Origin of the sequence: Candidatus Brachybacter algidus (assembly GCF_016707225.1) — a bacterium.
Classification (GTDB): Bacteria; Bacteroidota; Bacteroidia; order Chitinophagales; family Saprospiraceae; genus Parvibacillus; species Parvibacillus algidus.
Genome location: NZ_JADJID010000003.1, coordinates 195,271 through 212,246, shown reverse-complemented (window position 1 = coordinate 212,246; position 16,976 = coordinate 195,271). Strand labels below are relative to the sequence as shown.

Annotated in this window: 12 protein-coding genes; 4 read left to right on the top strand and 8 right to left on the bottom strand. The window is 35.8% G+C overall.

Features of this window, described 5'->3' with window-relative positions:
- Nucleotides 1-742: 742 nt before the first annotated feature.
- Both IPI15_RS10755 and mdh read right to left on the bottom strand, forming a co-directional pair.
- Entirely contained in the window at nucleotides 743-2,074 is a 1,332-nt protein-coding gene (locus tag IPI15_RS10755; RefSeq protein WP_287420263.1) for a dihydroorotase, read from the bottom strand.
- A 156-nt stretch (nucleotides 2,075-2,230) separates the two neighbouring features.
- Nucleotides 2,231-3,163 carry a malate dehydrogenase gene (mdh, locus tag IPI15_RS10750; protein WP_287401596.1) on the bottom strand — a complete coding sequence of 311 codons (933 nt, stop codon included), beginning with the start codon at nucleotides 3,161-3,163 and terminating at the stop codon, nucleotides 2,231-2,233.
- A gap of 146 nt (nucleotides 3,164-3,309) precedes the next feature.
- On the opposite strand from mdh, the gene IPI15_RS10745 reads away from it, so the two are divergent.
- Entirely contained in the window at nucleotides 3,310-4,851 is a 1,542-nt protein-coding gene (locus IPI15_RS10745) for a T9SS type A sorting domain-containing protein (protein WP_287420261.1), read from the top strand.
- A gap of 183 nt (nucleotides 4,852-5,034) precedes the next feature.
- The gene (gene sucC, locus IPI15_RS10740; RefSeq protein WP_287420259.1) at nucleotides 5,035-6,240 is read left to right on the top strand and encodes an ADP-forming succinate--CoA ligase subunit beta; all 1,206 of its coding nucleotides are present in this window, start codon (nucleotides 5,035-5,037) and stop codon (nucleotides 6,238-6,240) included.
- Between the two features lie 293 nt (nucleotides 6,241-6,533).
- Here the strand turns inward: sucC and IPI15_RS10735 are convergent, their stop codons facing one another.
- Together IPI15_RS10735 and IPI15_RS10730 are read right to left on the bottom strand one after the other, a co-directional pair.
- Complete coding sequence (locus IPI15_RS10735) at nucleotides 6,534-9,707, bottom strand: LamG-like jellyroll fold domain-containing protein (RefSeq protein ID WP_287420257.1); 3,174 nt, start codon at nucleotides 9,705-9,707, stop codon at nucleotides 6,534-6,536.
- A 505-nt stretch (nucleotides 9,708-10,212) separates the two neighbouring features.
- Nucleotides 10,213-11,274 carry a hypothetical protein gene (locus tag IPI15_RS10730; RefSeq protein WP_287420255.1) on the bottom strand — a complete coding sequence of 354 codons (1,062 nt, stop codon included), beginning with the start codon at nucleotides 11,272-11,274 and terminating at the stop codon, nucleotides 10,213-10,215.
- Between the two features lie 404 nt (nucleotides 11,275-11,678).
- On the opposite strand from IPI15_RS10730, the gene IPI15_RS10725 reads away from it, so the two are divergent.
- Together IPI15_RS10725 and IPI15_RS10720 are read left to right on the top strand one after the other, a co-directional pair.
- Nucleotides 11,679-12,572 carry a glycoside hydrolase family 16 protein gene (locus IPI15_RS10725; RefSeq protein WP_287420253.1) on the top strand — a complete coding sequence of 298 codons (894 nt, stop codon included), beginning with the start codon at nucleotides 11,679-11,681 and terminating at the stop codon, nucleotides 12,570-12,572.
- 49 nt (nucleotides 12,573-12,621) lie between these two features.
- Entirely contained in the window at nucleotides 12,622-13,020 is a 399-nt protein-coding gene (locus IPI15_RS10720) for a hypothetical protein (RefSeq protein ID WP_287420251.1), read from the top strand.
- 165 nt (nucleotides 13,021-13,185) lie between these two features.
- Here IPI15_RS10720 and IPI15_RS10715 read toward each other — a convergent pair whose 3' ends face one another.
- The 4 genes from IPI15_RS10715 to bcp form a co-directional block, all read right to left on the bottom strand.
- Nucleotides 13,186-14,331 (bottom strand): cysteine desulfurase family protein, encoded by a 1,146-nt coding sequence (locus IPI15_RS10715; protein WP_287420249.1) that lies wholly within the window; start codon nucleotides 14,329-14,331, stop codon nucleotides 13,186-13,188.
- A gap of 169 nt (nucleotides 14,332-14,500) precedes the next feature.
- Nucleotides 14,501-15,880, bottom strand: a complete 1,380-nt coding sequence (gene glmM, locus IPI15_RS10710; RefSeq protein WP_287420247.1) for a phosphoglucosamine mutase — start codon at nucleotides 15,878-15,880, stop codon at nucleotides 14,501-14,503.
- 32 nt (nucleotides 15,881-15,912) lie between these two features.
- Nucleotides 15,913-16,425: a ferritin gene (locus IPI15_RS10705; RefSeq protein WP_287401588.1), complete on the bottom strand. Its 513-nt coding sequence runs from the start codon at nucleotides 16,423-16,425 to the stop codon at nucleotides 15,913-15,915.
- A gap of 79 nt (nucleotides 16,426-16,504) precedes the next feature.
- A complete protein-coding gene (gene bcp, locus IPI15_RS10700; protein WP_287420244.1) occupies nucleotides 16,505-16,963 on the bottom strand; it encodes a thioredoxin-dependent thiol peroxidase in 459 nt (152 codons plus the stop codon).
- Nucleotides 16,964-16,976: the final 13 nt, after the last annotated feature.

The window sequence follows — 16,976 nt, the reverse complement described above, 5'->3', positions numbered from 1 at the left end:
AATAATTCTTTTCATCATCAAATAATTAATTCAAGTTTCGGTAGTTAAGAAACAAAGGAAGAAGGTCCCGCAGCTGCGGGATTTGATGTTAAAGATTCCTCGCGTAGCTCGGAATGACGATTAGTGTCCGGCGTTTTTAGGGGGGATAAGCGGTGGCTTAGCCACCGCTTATCCCCCCTAAAATAGATTATGGCGTCATTCCGAGTGAAACGAGGAATCTCTATTGATGGATGTCCATATATGATTTACCCTACCTTAGCTTGACAAGCTTCTACCATCTAACTTTATATTACAATCCAAGTTTATTCATAATAGATAAGAATTTGACTACCTAAACTTGAGTAATTAAATAAAAAGATTCGCAACACTCGGGCTTTAGAAAGGGTAGGGTGAAAGTATAATATATGCCATGCAATTAATTCAATTACATCGTATTATATTTAATTGGCTAAAACGCGACAGTATAATTGACGTAATTCATATAAATAACTCAAGTTTCGGTAGTTAAGAAACAAAGGTAGATGGCTGATGTTAGATGTTAGATGGTGCTTAGTCAATTGATTCATATTTTTTCTTTAATAAGTTTAGTAGAAAAAATATCCATGTGATTGACGGAAAGCCATCTAAAATCTACCTTCTAACATTTTATTTAAATTTAAATTTATCTTTCAAAAGATAAAATTTGACTACCGAAACTTGAGTAAATAACATTTAATTATTTTAGATCGGCAGAGAATGGTCTTTATCGATCGAATTTTAATCTATTTCCATTTGCAGCACAAATCTTACCTGATTCAAATACCTTTGTGCCATTGACCCATGTTCCAACTATTTTTCCGGGTAATTTAACCCCTTCAAGCGGCGACCAGCCACATTTATAGAATAGGTCTTTTCGATCTACCAAAGTATTTTTATCAAAATCAACCTGTACAAAATCTGCCATATATCCTTCTCTTATAAAACCTCGATCCTTAATTTTAAAGCAAATGGCCGGCGCATGACACATCAACTCAACTACTTTCGTTACGCTGATTTTTCCTTCATTAACTAATGATAACATCATATTGAAAGTGTGTTGGATCAATGGAAGGCCTGAGGGTGCTTTTAAATAAGGGGCAGCTTTCTCCTCCTCCGTATGAGGTGCATGATCAGTGGCTATGATATCGATCTTGCTATCTAATAGCGCCTGAAGTACTGCAGATTGATCCACTGATGTTTTGATGGCGGGATTGCATTTTATTTTATTTCCTAAAGTTTTATAATCATTGTCATTAAAATACAAATGATGCACACAAGCTTCAGAGGTGATTCTTTTTTCAGCCAAGGGTATTTTATTTTCAAATAACTCAGTTTCAATAGCTGTGCTAATATGCAAAATATGAAGTCTGGTATTATGCTTTTTTGCTAATGATATAGCTTTGGATGAGGAAATATAACACCCTTCAGCATTTCTAATAAGGGGATGCATCTCTGGAGTAATATTCTCTCCATACTTTTCTTTGTATCTGTGAAGATTGTCAAGGATTGTTTTTTCATCTTCGCAGTGAGTAGCTATTAGCGCAGGAGCATTGGCAAAAATTTTGTCAAGCGTTTGTTCATTATCTACTAATAGATTGCCGGTACTACTACCCATAAAGATCTTAATACCACATATTTCTTTGTAGTTGGCTTTTAATAATTCGTCAAGATTATTATTCGTGGTGCCCAGAAAAAAGGAATAGTTGACCACACTAGTTTCAGCAGCTATTGCATATTTCTGTTCCAGCAATTCTATGGTAGTAGCAGGTGGATTGGTGTTAGGCATTTCCATGAAAGAAGTTACACCACCTGCTGCTGCAGCCATGGATTCAGTTCTTATATTGGCTTTATGAGTAAGACCGGGCTCTCTAAAATGTACCTGGTCGTCAATAATTCCAGGTATGAGTACATTTCCTTTAAAATCTATTTCAGGTAAATTGTCGTCATTAATTATTCCTCCAATCTTTTCAAATCTACCATTTCTAATCAACAAATCACCTTCTGTAATATTGCCTTCGTTGATGATCCTGGCATTTCGCACGATATAAGATTCCATATTGAAATTTGATTTTATTGAAATTCGATTATTAAAATATTGAAGAAATTATATAAAAAAGACCACCCGATTTGAGTGGTCTTTATAGTATTATAGTAAAGTAGTATTATAGTGGATAGTATTATAGTGTCTAGAATCTAGTATCTATCTTCTACCTTATAGTCCCATTCCATCATATACGTCCATCACAGATTTAACTGCAACGATAGATGCATCAAGCAATGCTTTTTCTTCAGCATTGAGATCCAGTTCTATCACTTTTTCAACACCATTTTTGCCAAGGATCACAGGAACACCTACATAAACACCATCAATGCCATATTGACCTTCGACCTTAATACAGCATGGGAAAATTCTTCTTTCATCTTTCAATATAGCTGTTACCATCTGAGCTGCTGCTGCACCAGGTGCATACCAAGCTGAAGTGCCCATGAGTTCAACTAGTTCTCCACCACCTTTCTTCGTTCTGTCCACAATAGCGTTCAATCTTTCTTCGCTTACCAATTCTGTGACAGGTATACCGCCAACAGTTGTATATCTTGGAAGTGGCACCATTGTGTCTCCATGTCCACCCATCAGAATGGCTTGAATATCTTTTGGAGAAACTTTTAGTTCATCGGCAAGAAACGCACGATATCTAGCAGTATCCAAAATTCCAGCCATACCGATCACCTTTGATGCAGGAAGACCTGAAGTCTTGTGAGCAGCGTAAGTCATCACATCCAGTGGATTGGAAACGACAATAACAATAGCGTCCGGGGAATATTGGAGTAAATTTTTAGTAACAGTATTGACAATATTTGCATTTGTAGAAATAAGGTCATCCCGACTCATTCCAGGTTTGCGTGGAAGCCCTGCAGTGATTACAACGACATCAGATCCAGCTGTTTCGGCATAGTCTGAAGTGCCTCGAAGATAGGAAGAATAGCCACCGATAGGAGCCTGCTGCCAGGAATCCAATGCTTTTCCCTGTGCCATTTCTCCTTTAATGTCCAAAAGGACGATTTCTTTAACAAAATCATCATGTGCCAACACATTGGCTACGGTAGCGCCTACATTTCCTGCGCCAACTACGGTTACTTTACTCATGTTATGTTATGATTGTTATATATTATTTATGGAGTGCAAAAGTAATTCTTTAAACGTTAAATAATAGTAGAATCGTTTTTTTTATATTAAGGATTTTTTTATTTTATGTACCTTGCAGTTTTTATTTAAATGAAATTTTCTATCAAATGCTATTAGTAAAAAATACAATTTTAATTTTCGTTCTTGCCATCTTTTGTTCATCGCTTTTTGGACAAAGAGTTGTGGGGAAATGTTCTACCGTGAGCACACCTGAAATGGATGCAAGACTAGAAGCCAATATTAACTATCTTGAAAAAAATGGTGGTATTCTGACAGAAAGAGCTACAAAGTATGTGCCAATACGTTTTACAGTAGTAAGACCAACGTCCGGCACAGGTGGTGTTTCAGTAAAGAATATAATGAAATTGTTGTGTAAAATCAATAAGGATTATGCTAATCAAGAGCTTCAGTTTTTTATAAAAGATGATATAAAGTATCTAAACAATGACAAGGCAAATACTGATCCTCAAGGAGTAGGAGGTAACATTTTGAAGTTGCAGAAGGATAAAGATGCACTAAATATGTTTTTTGTAGCTGATATCATGTCAGATTCTGAGGGTCAAATACTCGGTTTCTATTCTCCAAATAATGACTTTGTAGTTATCAGGAATTCAGAAGTAAACGATGTTGCACAAACCACTTCCCACGAATTGGGCCATTTCTTTTCTCTTAGACATACTTTCTATGGTTGGGAGTGTCAACCATGGAATGAAGCTGATTTCGGCAAAACGGTAACTATTACTATAGCTCCTTGTCCCCCAACTGTGGCAGTAGAATTAGTAAATGGTAGCAATTGCGCTACAGCTGCAGATAGAGTTTGTGATACACCACCGGATTATAACTTCGGATTTGGTTGGCCAAATGACTGTCGGTATTTCGACACAGAGGTTTATGATAGAAATGACGAATTAATTCACCCTGATCAGAGTAACTATATGAGTTATTTCTTTGGATGTGGAGATTATCATTTTTCACAAGGCCAAATAAATCTTATCAAGGCAGATCTTGCCAGTGCCGCAAGGGATTACTTAAAATCAACATTTGTACCAACTGCCACAACTCTTCAAGAGACAATTAATTATTTTTCTCCTATTGACTCAGTTGAAAAGTTGCGATCTGCACCTATTACTCTGTCATGGGAAGCTGTGCCTGGCGCTACCTCATACATCCTTGAATATTCCAAGAACAAATCTTTTGGTTCTGCATTTACAACCACCGAAATTGTAAATGAAAATCAATTTACAATTCCGGCGAGTACTTTTACAGCCAGCACTACAGTTGCGTTTTGGAGAGTGTCAGCCTTTAACCCGGTCTCCACTTGCAATGCTGCAGTTGATTATGAGACTTTTCAGGTTGTGACAGCATTGAACAGTAATAAGATCGACAGTCAGGTAGATTGGTCAATCGTTCCAAATAATATTAAAAATGGAGACGAGATAAGTATTATGATCAACACATCTTCGACTTTGGATGTGAATATTTCTGTGACAAGTACCACTGGTCAAAAAGTAATCAATCCCACAAGCAAAAAGTTAAGTATCGGTGAGAATAGATTAGTTCTTGAGAAGATGGATCTAAAACCAGGAATATACATTATTTCAATTTCTAATATCGATGGAATATCCAGCAAAAAGTTAATTGTCCAATAACTTATAAATATTTTAGAATTAAAAAATACCCGTTATTTCAATTCGATAACGGGTATTTTTTTGATAATCTTACTGAATAAATTTCAAAGACCTCTGAATAGTTTTGTATTATTGCACAAATTTAAAGAGCCAATGCAGCGAAGGAAAAAACATCCCTAAGATCATTGACATAAAAAATTACGAATGAATTTACATGAATATCAAGGCAAAGAATTACTTGCCAGTTATGGTATAGCCATACAAAGAGGTTTTATCGCTTCCAATGTGGATGAGGCTATCGCAGCTTTTAAAAGAGTGAATGAAGAACTTGGTTCTAGTATGGCGGTAGTTAAAGCACAGATCCATGCAGGAGGAAGAGGAAAAGGTGGTGGAGTAAAATTAGTTAAGAATCTCGATGAGTTGAAAGAAGTGGCTGGAAGCATCATTGGTATGTATCTTAAAACTCCACAGACCCCTGGTGGAATGGAAGGTGCAGGGAAACTGGTCAGAAAAGTATTTATAGCAGAGGATTCATATGCGCCTGACTTTTCAGCAAATAAAGAATATTATATTTCCGTTCTTCTTGACAGAGCTAATGCCAAGAATGTAATCGTATATTCTACTCAGGGAGGAATGGATATAGAAAAAGTGGCTGAAGAAACACCTGAATTGGTGTTGCATGAATTGATCGATCCAATGTTAGGGTTGTTGCCATTTCAAGCAAGAAAAATAGGGTTCAATCTTGGTCTAAGCGGAAAGGCATTTAAAGAATTTGTTAGCTTTATTGACAAACTTTACAAGGCATACGTTGGATCTGATGCGGATATGTTTGAGATCAATCCTATGATCAAAACAGGGGATGATCGAATAGTTGCTGTGGATGCAAAAGTATCTATCGATGAAAATTCTCTTTACAGACATAAAGACCTGGAAGAGTCATATGATAAATTGGAAGAAGATCCGACAGATCTGGAGGCTAAAGAAGCTGAACTGAACTATGTCAAACTTGATGGCAATGTCGGCTGCATGGTTAATGGTGCCGGACTTGCCATGGCGACAATGGACATGATCAAATTGATTGGAGGTTCACCTGCAAACTTCCTTGACGTAGGAGGTACGGCTGATGCTAAGAGGGTAGAGAGTGCATTGAATTTAATCTTGAAAGATCCATCAGTTAAAGCAATTCTGATAAACATCTTTGGAGGTATTGTAAGATGTGATAGGGTAGCAGCTGGTGTAATCGAGGCTTATAAAAACATTGGAGACATTCCTGTTCCAATTATTGTAAGACTGCAAGGTACGAATGCTGAAATTGCTAAAAAAATGATCGATGAATCTGGCTTGAAAGTTATGTCGGCCATTGAATTGAAAGAAGCAGCAGAGCAAGTAGGCAAAGCACTGGGAATTTAATTAATCCAAAGTAATATACAAAAGGCTGAAATGGTGGTTCATTTCAGCCTTTTTTTTGCTTTTTTTCTTTGTTCCTGTCAATTGTAACTCTTTGCTGAAGCCAGTATTCTTGATATTAGCAATATGAGAATATATAATCTGTTCATTCTTTAATTCAAATGATTGCTGAAACCAAAGATGAGCAATTTTCAATTATAGCCGGCGCAGGTTTTTATCTTGTGCCCTCCCGAAGAACAATGCTCTAGAATTTAAGTATGTTTATGAATTACTAAAACATAAATCATAGCTATTCCTTACTTTTTTACTACCCTGAAATTTTGAACTTCCCCTCTTGATTCATATTTGATGAGGTAAATTCCGGCCGGAATGTTAGTCAATGAAAATTGAGTCATTCCATCACGGCCATTCATTGTTTCAATTAATACTCCAAAGCCATTATATAGACTCAACTTTGATTTAACTTCTGTTCCCGATAAATTCAGTATTCCTGAAGTTGGATTTGGAAAACAATTAACTGCTTTATGTGCTAAATTTTGAACAAATTCTATTTTTGAATACTCCTTTCTGCCGTTTTTTTCATAAAAACTTAAACGATAGTAGGAGCTTTTTTGGTTGGTTAATATTTCTTTATCTAGATAACTCATTTCATAATTTAATTTGGATAAATGTGCAATGGATTCAAAGTTTTTTCCATCAATACTTCGTTCTACCTCGCAATATTTTATATTTTCAAATTCAACTATTTTCCAGTTAAGATGGACATCTAGATTATGACCTTCAGCATTGAAAGCAATTATTTTCAAAGGTAGCGGAGTACCAATACTTCCTAATATATATTCAGTATTTTGACCAATTACAGAAATTGTATGGATTATGGTATTTGGTTGATCATCTATTAAGGCAGTCCATGTTATTTCTGAATTGTTAGTTCTTTTATGCAAACGAAAATCTTCTTCATTATTACCTAGATTTGGGTTATACTGATAATCTGCAGAGTATTGTGGACTGTTACCCCCAATGACAAAAACGCCAAAATATTTATCATTTCCACCCAGTCCCTGAATGCCATCTATGCTATTTGGTTGGCCATGAACCATGTATGACTGCAACCCTGAAGGGTCACCACTCGAAATTTCAACTGTGAAATTATCTCCGTTGGGATGTGAGATTGATGTAGTCTTTGTAGTATTTATATAATCGAAAGCACTTTCGTCTCCAATTGGAAAAACACTGTTCTTTCTGTTGGCACCAAAATTATTTCCAAAGTTATTGTGAGTTGTATAATCTTTAATTATGCTACCGGAGTCTTCATCCAATTTGTAATATGCCTGAAGGTTATCGATCAATAAATCAGTTTCTTTAATTTTTTTACATACTCGTTCTTTTACTTGTTGATCAGACAAAGCAATATTCCAAATTCGGAATTCGTCCAATTCATACTTACAATTGCCAAAAAATTCATTTTCTAATACCCCTCCAAATATAATCGGATTGGTATTCTGTGTTGATGTAGCATTTATTTCAGTGCTCTCAGCTTCTAATATTCCGTCGATATAGCATCTAAGTGATGATCCAGAATACTGAAAACTTATATGATGGGGTTTGTTATCATTAACTTTTGAAGTAGAAACCACGCTGGCAAAACCATCTACGTTTTGCTGCAAAAAACCTATTTTACCCGCATCGCTATCAAAAGGAGTGCCTAACATTAGAATTGAATAGTTAATGACATTATTACTGATCTTAGAAGCCAAAAAGTGATAGAATTTATCACTGTTAGGTTGCTGAGTTGGTGGTATTTTGACCCACATTTCAATAGTAAAAGGCTCTGTGGGTGCAAAACTGATGTTAGGCTCATGTGGAATTATCATTACGGAAGAAGATCCATCCAAAACTATAGATTTACCGCTACCCGGTTTTTCAGGGCCAAAATCAATTTCACCTTTTTCTATCTGGACATTATCACCATTGATTATCAATGTGTAGCCCAGTGGCATTGTGACGTTTGAGAAATTGCCATTGATCGTGCCACCAGTTACTTCAATAATAGTATAGATACCAAAGGGGACAGTATTTATTTCTGAAATCATTAATTGTCCATCAAGATCGAGATCACCAGTTATTTTCAATAAATCGTTACCAATACCAGGTCCGCCATTATTGTCAATTTCGATTTGTAAAATGTTTGATCCAAGAAAAATTGAAGTTGATTTGAAGTCCAAAGTGTTAATATCGATATTGAAGCCTGGACTAATAGTTCCATTGTTTAGAAAATCATTCGTGAAGTCTATTGTCCCTGAACCTTTTATTGTCCCTGTATTTATGAAAGTGATGTCAATAGTAGAAGCGATTATTGAATTTTCTATTTGGAGCGTTCCTGTGCAAAAAATGTTGTTCGACATCAATGTATTGTCCATATTGCCAGATCCTGAAATCTTCAAAATTCCAAATTCTGAAATGTTTAGGTTAGCTCCATTAAAAGAAATATTGCCACTCATCCAGTTAATGAGCCCATTGTCTTTGATAGCACCTGATAATGAACACGAACTATTTATATTAATTGTACCATTAATAATCAAGTCATCTCCATTGCCGTTTACAATATTAAGTCCAGAATTTTGGATAAGGACTGCCTCTTCCTGAATGGTTAATTGATCAGCAGTAACGGGACTATTTATGGTTACTTCTGTACCTGAACTTATTGTTATTCTGTTGTCTAAACTGGATGGAGGAGCAGCAGCTGGAATAAAATCAGTTCCATCAAACCGCTCCCATGTTCCCGGAACGCTCCATAGCCCATTTGAAATACTTCTGTAGTCATTGAGGATGTTGGTTTGAATGTATACTGGAAGTACATTTAAATCTTCAAAACCAGTTAAAATAGCAGAATAGTCTGTAAGATTTATCCAACCACAATCATCATCATTTCCAAAATTTAAACTTAAAATTCCTATAACATTTCCTCCGTCATCCACTAATGGGCTGCCACTGGCGCCAGGGAAACAATCAATGCCACTTGTGATTAAAAAATTATTTTGGTCATCTACTAATGTACCTTCGGCATAATCTAATTGAAGGCCACCAAGAGTAAAAACGTTACTAGGAACAGTTAAATTATATCCTGCTATGTTCAAAGGGGTAAAAGTAAAAAGGTTTGCATTGGCGCCCAACAATCTTATAAAAGCCCAATCACTTCCATCAAACTGAATGGAAAATACTTCAAATTCAACATCGGCTGTTACTCCATTAAGGCTAAGTGTAAAAGTAGTATTGGTCATGGCATTTGCTACATGAAGTGCTGTCATCAGCAATTTATCGCCAACGACAAAAACTGTTCCAGATGGTCCGGAAGGTGGATTTACGGCAATTCCTACTGATTGAATAAGCTGTTGTTCCGTTTGGCCTATTGCTGAATAAGCTAAAAATTGAAAAATAAATAGTAAGATTATTGTATAAATTCTATTCATAAATCCTAGATTTTGTATCTGATATATTATCACCCATATCTTTACAGGCAATACTGATATTTATGTAAAATTAATACAAGGAAATAGGATGCCCTATCACTAAATATAGTGATAGGCTAATTGAAGGATTAAGAGGAATTTTACTCACTGAATTAAGCAGAAATAAATGTAAAATCTATACCTCAATAAATAGAGCTTATAGGTCTATTAAAAGTGAATGATTAGTTTAAAAAATATATGTTTTGAAAGCTTATGGATTTAATTTACAATAACTGCACCTTCCAATTTTCTGCCTTTATAATGCTATTCCAACCTATAGTAACTATTTTAAAATAAATAATTTTTTTGCGTTTGGAAAACATTTTGTGACAAATTTTAGTATTTGTAAAAATATATATTTGACTAAATCTAGGGATCGCCAATAGCTTATTGGGAGTTAAACAATATGTTCTGGAATAAAGATTACGAATGATAAATTTGTAAAATGCAGGTGTGAAGCAATATCTCAATTATTCTTTAACCACTTATCCAAAATCTGTTCACTTATCAATTCTGGTCTTTTAATATCAGGTCTTCCATTGATAGCTTTACGTAGGTCTGTAATGGCTGGTTTAAAATCAACTCCTAATCCCTTGAATTTGTCAGCAGTTTTAACAACACATTCTGATTCCGATTGAAATAATTCTGGATAATAGTCGGAAGCGCTATATGTGCTCTTTATTGTTTCGCGAAACGCTTCTGTTTGTTTTGTTATACCCACAATGACAGCTTCAGGAAAACGCTTTTTATCATCTACGTCATTAGAAGCCAGAAATTGAAATGCTTCAGATGCATAACCAGTTTGCAAAATATGAATGAGCTCTCCCTGATAATCTGGATGCGTTTTGACTTTTGCAATAGCGCGCTCTCTTACATCTGCCTGTTGATAGGCATTCGTCAAGACCAATATGAAGACCATCCCTGTGGAAATGTCGCAGGAGTCAATATCATCTTTTAAACGCTGCTGATTGTCTACATCATCCTGTACGATCTTGTCTACATTTGCAGCATATTGTATATTGGATTGAAAAATAAATGCTCCAATCATGAGGACAGACGATAAAATAGAGAGCCCTCCTATGATTGAAAGAGGCCACTTGTAAACCCCTTCTGGTATACTATCCCGAATACCGGTATTAACTAAAATGAAATGCCCAATAATTAAAATAATGGGTATGATCCAGGGCGCAATCGAAATCAGCATTTTTACGATCAGGGGTGTCTCACCCATTTCATTTCTAAATAGTGAGCCTATAATGGATATTATTAATGCAGAAAGGACACCGGCGATCACTAAAACTGTTCTGGATGTGCCACTACCCGGAACCCAATTATATCCACCTTTCGAATTTGTAATTATAGCCACAATGATCATGGCAATACAAAAAACTATATTAATCATTAGAAGCGTCCAAACGTAACCTACACCAGCATCACCTGTGGGAGAAGGTTTAGAAAGAGCACCGGTATTTAAACCTACGATACAAATCGAGGCTATAAACAATAAAATATTTGCAATGATGGCCATGCGAAAGTTATTTACGAAAGATTATGTGTTATAATTTAAAGCTAAAAGTATTGCTGTAATGCAAGTTAAAGGTAGAAAATAGCAGTTAAAAATCAGCAATTAGAAATTAGAATGAAACTACGATAGTTATGATCAGCAAATGTTACCTTTTATAAAAATTGAGAAAACCACTAAATTAAATTAATTATTTGATCATAAAAAGGATAGAAAAAGTTAATCAAAATATATTCAATTTGGATTTAAGGAAGATTATATTTAATAATAAACACCTATAATTTAGATATATTATCTTTATTAAAGGTAAAATAAAGTTATGTCAGTACTTCGCGGAATTCAATAATGCAAGTTGAATTATTGCAATTAGATTTGTTGAACAAATCTAATTTACTTAAAAAATAACCTTAATGAAAATCGTAATTTTAATGTTAGCCTTTTTCTTTTCAATTTTATGCACAGAGGCTCAAAGGCCAGTTAAAATTGAATTTGAAGGAGGTGCCCTTGAACGTTCTGGGGTTTGGGCCCAATTATTTTCAGATGAATTTAATGGCAGTAGTCTTGATACTTCAACATGGTATACTTATTATCCTTATGGTGTAGGAAGTTCTGATAAGTGTGGATTCTGCAGAACGCATGATACCACTGTCTCTAACCAGATATATCTTGATAAAAACCTAAGTGTTTCAGATGGTAATTTGGAGATATCAACTTTAAACGAAACATGCGAATGGATGGGCTATAAGTCCTCATTTTCCGCTGGATTAGTTCATAGTAAGCGGGTTTTTAATAGCTTCTATAGATATGAGATCAGATGTCGAATTCCGGAAGGAACTATTTTTTGGCCAGCTTTCTGGATGTTTGGGTGGAGTACTGAAATTGATGTTTTCGAATTCATGAGTAACAATACCAGAGATATCTATTTGAATGTGCACAAATGGAAAGACGGTAAAACAATTAACCAATCTAAAAAAATCAGAGGCATTGATTTTGCAAAAGATTTTCATGTGTACGCTGTTGAATATGAACAATATTTTGTCAAATATTTCATAGATGGGAGTCTTATTTACCAAATACCAAGGTTTGTCAAGCGAAATGGTAAGTATATTAAAAAAACTAAATTGAAAAAAGGTACTTATTATCTCAATCCTGCTTATCCCACTACCGGTGACGAGATCGCAATCATTGCAGGAAATGCTGTATCTCGTTATAGAGCGAACGATCCTGAGGAATTAGCTAGAAATACCTTTCCTGCCATTATGTACGTTGATTATATAAGAGTTTACGAAAGAATCCATCCATGAAATTCAAATAATCTTTTAACTTAGATTTATATTCTAAAATATCATAGATATGCATACACAAAAGTTGATCATACTCATTGCTGCCATATTAGGCGGTATCGCAATACTACTTCCATGGTTCGAATTGCCCATCGTTGGGAATATTGATGGTACAAAGGTCGAGTATAGTTGGTTAGGGGCACTTTTGTATGCACTCTGCCTTATTCCTGTGTTTGTAGGAAATAAAATGCAGAAGATAGCTGCCTCGGATAAATGGTTCAGATTTGCCGGGCTTGGGGCATCGCTTTTTGGGATATTCAAATGGTATGCTTACAAAAATGATATCCGAGATATGGGCGATGGTAATTTTGTGGCGAGAGCTATTTCAGATACCGTAAGTATTCAATATGGGTTAATTCTTTTCATAGCAGCGGGTGTTGTGATTTTCGTTGTTGGTTCGAGGAAATGAATTTGTAATAATCGGAAATGGAATAAAACCTGTAGAATTAAATAAGTGCAACTGTAAGGACAGGTCGCGACCTGTCCTTACAGTTGCACTTATTTAATTTAGTGAAACTTTCTAATTAATGAGAAAAGACAATACGCTAAAGCGTAAACCTATGAGTTCGCTACATCAGGCTGGAACCGCAATCCCATAAATCATTTTCAATTTTTGCATCACATAGTCTATCTCTTCAAATGTATTGTGATGTGAGAATGAAAACCTAACTGCTTTTCTGAAAGTATCTTTATTTAAAGCAGCGATCACATGGCTGCCTTTCTCTGCACCGGAAGTGCAGGCACTTCCACCCGAAGCTGAAATTCCATTGATGTCAAGATTCATGAGCAACATTTCGTTTTTTGGATGTTCCGGAAATGCTACGTTTAGCACAGTGTACAATGAGTTTTCACCTATTTCACCATTAAAATCAATATTCGGTATATTATTTTTTAATTGCTCTATGAAATAGTTTTTGAGTTCGGTAATGTAAGTTTTTCGTTCGTCCATATGTTGATAAGCCAATTCCAGAGATTTAGCCATACCAACTATGCCATGAAGATTTTCCGTACCGCCACGCATGTTTTTCTCTTGAGAGCCCCCATCAATAAATGGTTCTATCAGATTGTCAGAATTGATATAAAGAAAACCTGTTCCTTTAGGTCCGTGAATTTTATGTGCAGCACCTGAAAGGAAATGGATGTTTAATTGTGAAACGTCTATGGGAAGGTGACCAATTGTTTGGACAGTATCTGAATGATAAATTGCGTTGTATTGCTTACACAACTCTCCGATTGCTTTCATATCGGAGATGGTCCCAATTTCATTGTTTGCGTGCATGATGGAAACTAAAGTTTTGACATTTCCTAAAGCCAATAATTCTTCCAATTGAGCAAGGTCTATGTTGCCTTTTTCACAATTTTCAAGCAATACCACCTCTACTCCTTGATGTCTCTGCAAATGGGAGAGTGAATGAGATACGCAATGATGTTCAAATTTTGTTGAAATAATTCTTTTAATATTAAGATCCCTGACTGCACATTTAAGAGCCGTATTATTGGATTCTGTGCCGCCAGAAGTGAAATATATCTCACTTATGGATGCGTTGAGCGCATTGGCAACTGATTTTCTAGCTACTTCGATTAGTGCTCTTGCTTTCCGGCCTTCTGTATGTATACTCGATGGGTTGCCATAGTGTGTCTGCATCACATCGACCATAATATCGATAACTTCTTGATCTATATGAGTGGTAGCTGCATTATCAAGATATATTCTGTTCATGAGTAATATTTTATAACAATTAAGAGGTCTTTGAAAAGGAAGCGCAATGTTATTGTAATTCACAGACTTAACCAAATAAAGGTGCCTTGGATTGTAACATTGAGAAATTATTTACTTAGACATTTTGAAAGCATTTCTGTTGGTAGGAAAAATTCTTAATAAAATAATTCTATTTTACGATTTCTTTAAATTTAGCTATAATATCGTTTGCCAATTTTTCTGCAGCTTCCATTGTATTGGATTCACTGTAAACTCTGATGATCGGTTCCGTATTGGACTGTCTTAGTTGTACCCACCCACTCTCGAAATCAATCTTTAAACCATCCTCAGTATTAACTTCTTCGTTTTCATATATTTCGATCAAACGATCTATAGCTGAGCGAACATTCCATGATTTTTCAAGATCGATCTTATTTTTCGATATGGAATATTGGGGTAGAGCGTTCTTCAGGTCCAAAATGGTAATGTTCTCCTTAGCCATATAAGTCAGCATCAATGCGACTCCAACTAAGGCATCTCTGCCATAATGTAATTCCGGATAAATGATGCCACCATTGCCTTCTCCACCTATGACGGCATTGACTTCTTTCATTTTGGTCACAACATTGACTTCACCAACTGCTGCTGCGAAATAATTTTGACCTGCACTTACTGTGACATCACGAAGGCCACGTGTGGAGGATAGATTGGAAACAGTCGCACCAGGAGTATTTTTCAATATATATTGTGCTATAGCTACCAAGGTATTTTCCTCTCCAAGTAAAGTTCCATCACTGCAAATGAAGCTAAGTCTATCGACATCCGGATCAACTGCTATGCCCAAATCCGCCTTTTCAGCAATGACTTTTTCGCAGAGCTCAGTTAGGTGCTGTAATAATGGTTCCGGATTATGAGCAAATAATCCTGTCATTTCCTCATTTATCAAAATGACATCGCATCCCAGCTGTTCAAGAATTGGTTTGATTGAAATAGTGCCTGTTGAATTTATACAATCTACAACTACTTTGTATTTTCGGGAAGCGACAAGATGAGCATCAACCAATGGAAGATTAAAAATATGCTCAATGTGTTTTTGAATCAGACCATCCACTTGTTCTAAACTTCCTAGTTGATCTACTTCATTGAAATTATAAGATCTATCATTGGCAGTTTTGATTAGTTGTTGACCTTCTTCCGCTGAAATGAACTCTCCTTTATCATTAAGAAATTTCAATGCATTCCATTGCCCCGGATTATGACTTGCGGTGACTATAATGCCGGCACTGGCTTTTAGATCGGTCACCGCCATTTCAATGGTAGGAGTGGTTGAAAGTCCAGCATTGTAAACATGAAAACCTTGAGCGATAAGCGTTTGTGCACAAAGCTCTGCGACCATAGAGCCCGATACTCTTGCATCACGTCCTATCACTACAGATGGATTGCGGTGTTTAGTCTTGATCAATTGACCAAAGGCTGCAGCCATTTCAACAATATCGATTGGTGTTAGATTTTCACCGGGAATGCCACCAATGGTGCCCCTCATGCCGGAGATAGATTTTATTAAGGTCAAGCTTTTGGTTTTAATTCAGAATTAATCTACGGCTATTGAACTCCCGTATTTTGCAGGGCATTTATCGCTTCCAATTCTTTATCTATGTAATAAAGTGATTGTGGTCCATCTCCTATGAGCTTTATCTTGTCCAAAATATCCCGCATAAGTGACTCTTCTTCCCTTTGTTCAATAACATACCACTGAAGAAAATTAAAGGTCGCAAAATCATCTTCTTTATTACATAATTCAACGAGCTGATGGATTGATTTAGTTACTTTCTTCTCATGTATATATACATCATTCATCAAAGTTACTATTGATTCGAAATCCACAGGAGGCTGCTTGATCTGTGGAACAGTGGGGCAGGTGTCTACATCAAGCATGTAGTCAACCAGTTTAAGCATATGGACATTTTCCTCAGTTGATTGTCTTCTCATAAAGGATGCACAACCTTTCAACCCTTTGCTTTCGCACCATGCAGACATTGAAAGGTATAAAAATGAAGCATAAGCTTCCATTTCAATTTGTCCGTTCAGTGCTTCGACTAAATTTTTTGAGATCATTTTTTTATTTTTTGTTGCTCAAAGGTATCGTTTATTAATCATCCTTTTAGCCATGTAATTACTATAGAACTATTTTAAACTAAAGTTTTAGGATTTGAGAAGCATGATCTTTTGATTTTACTTTAGTAATGACCTCTGCTATTTTCCCTTTTTCGTCCAAGATAAATGTTGTCCGTACTATACCCATATATTTCCTGCCAAATAATTGTTTTTCATCCCAAACTCCATAGGCTATTGCCATTTTGTGGTCGGGATCTGAAAGCAAAGTATAAGGTAGTTGATGCTTAGCTATAAACTTTTGATGACTTTTGGCGTCATCCGGACTTACTCCATAGACTTCATAGCCCTTGCTTTGAAATATGGTATGATTATCCCTTAGGTTGCATGCTTCGATGGTACATGTAGGTGTCATATCGGCAGGGTAAAAGAAAATCACAGATTTTTTGCCTTCTAAGTCTGAAAGTTTGATTGTCTTACCATCCTGATCTTCAAGTTTAAAATCCGGAGCTTTATCTCCTTGCTTTAAAGTAAATGCCATTTTATCTGTTGTT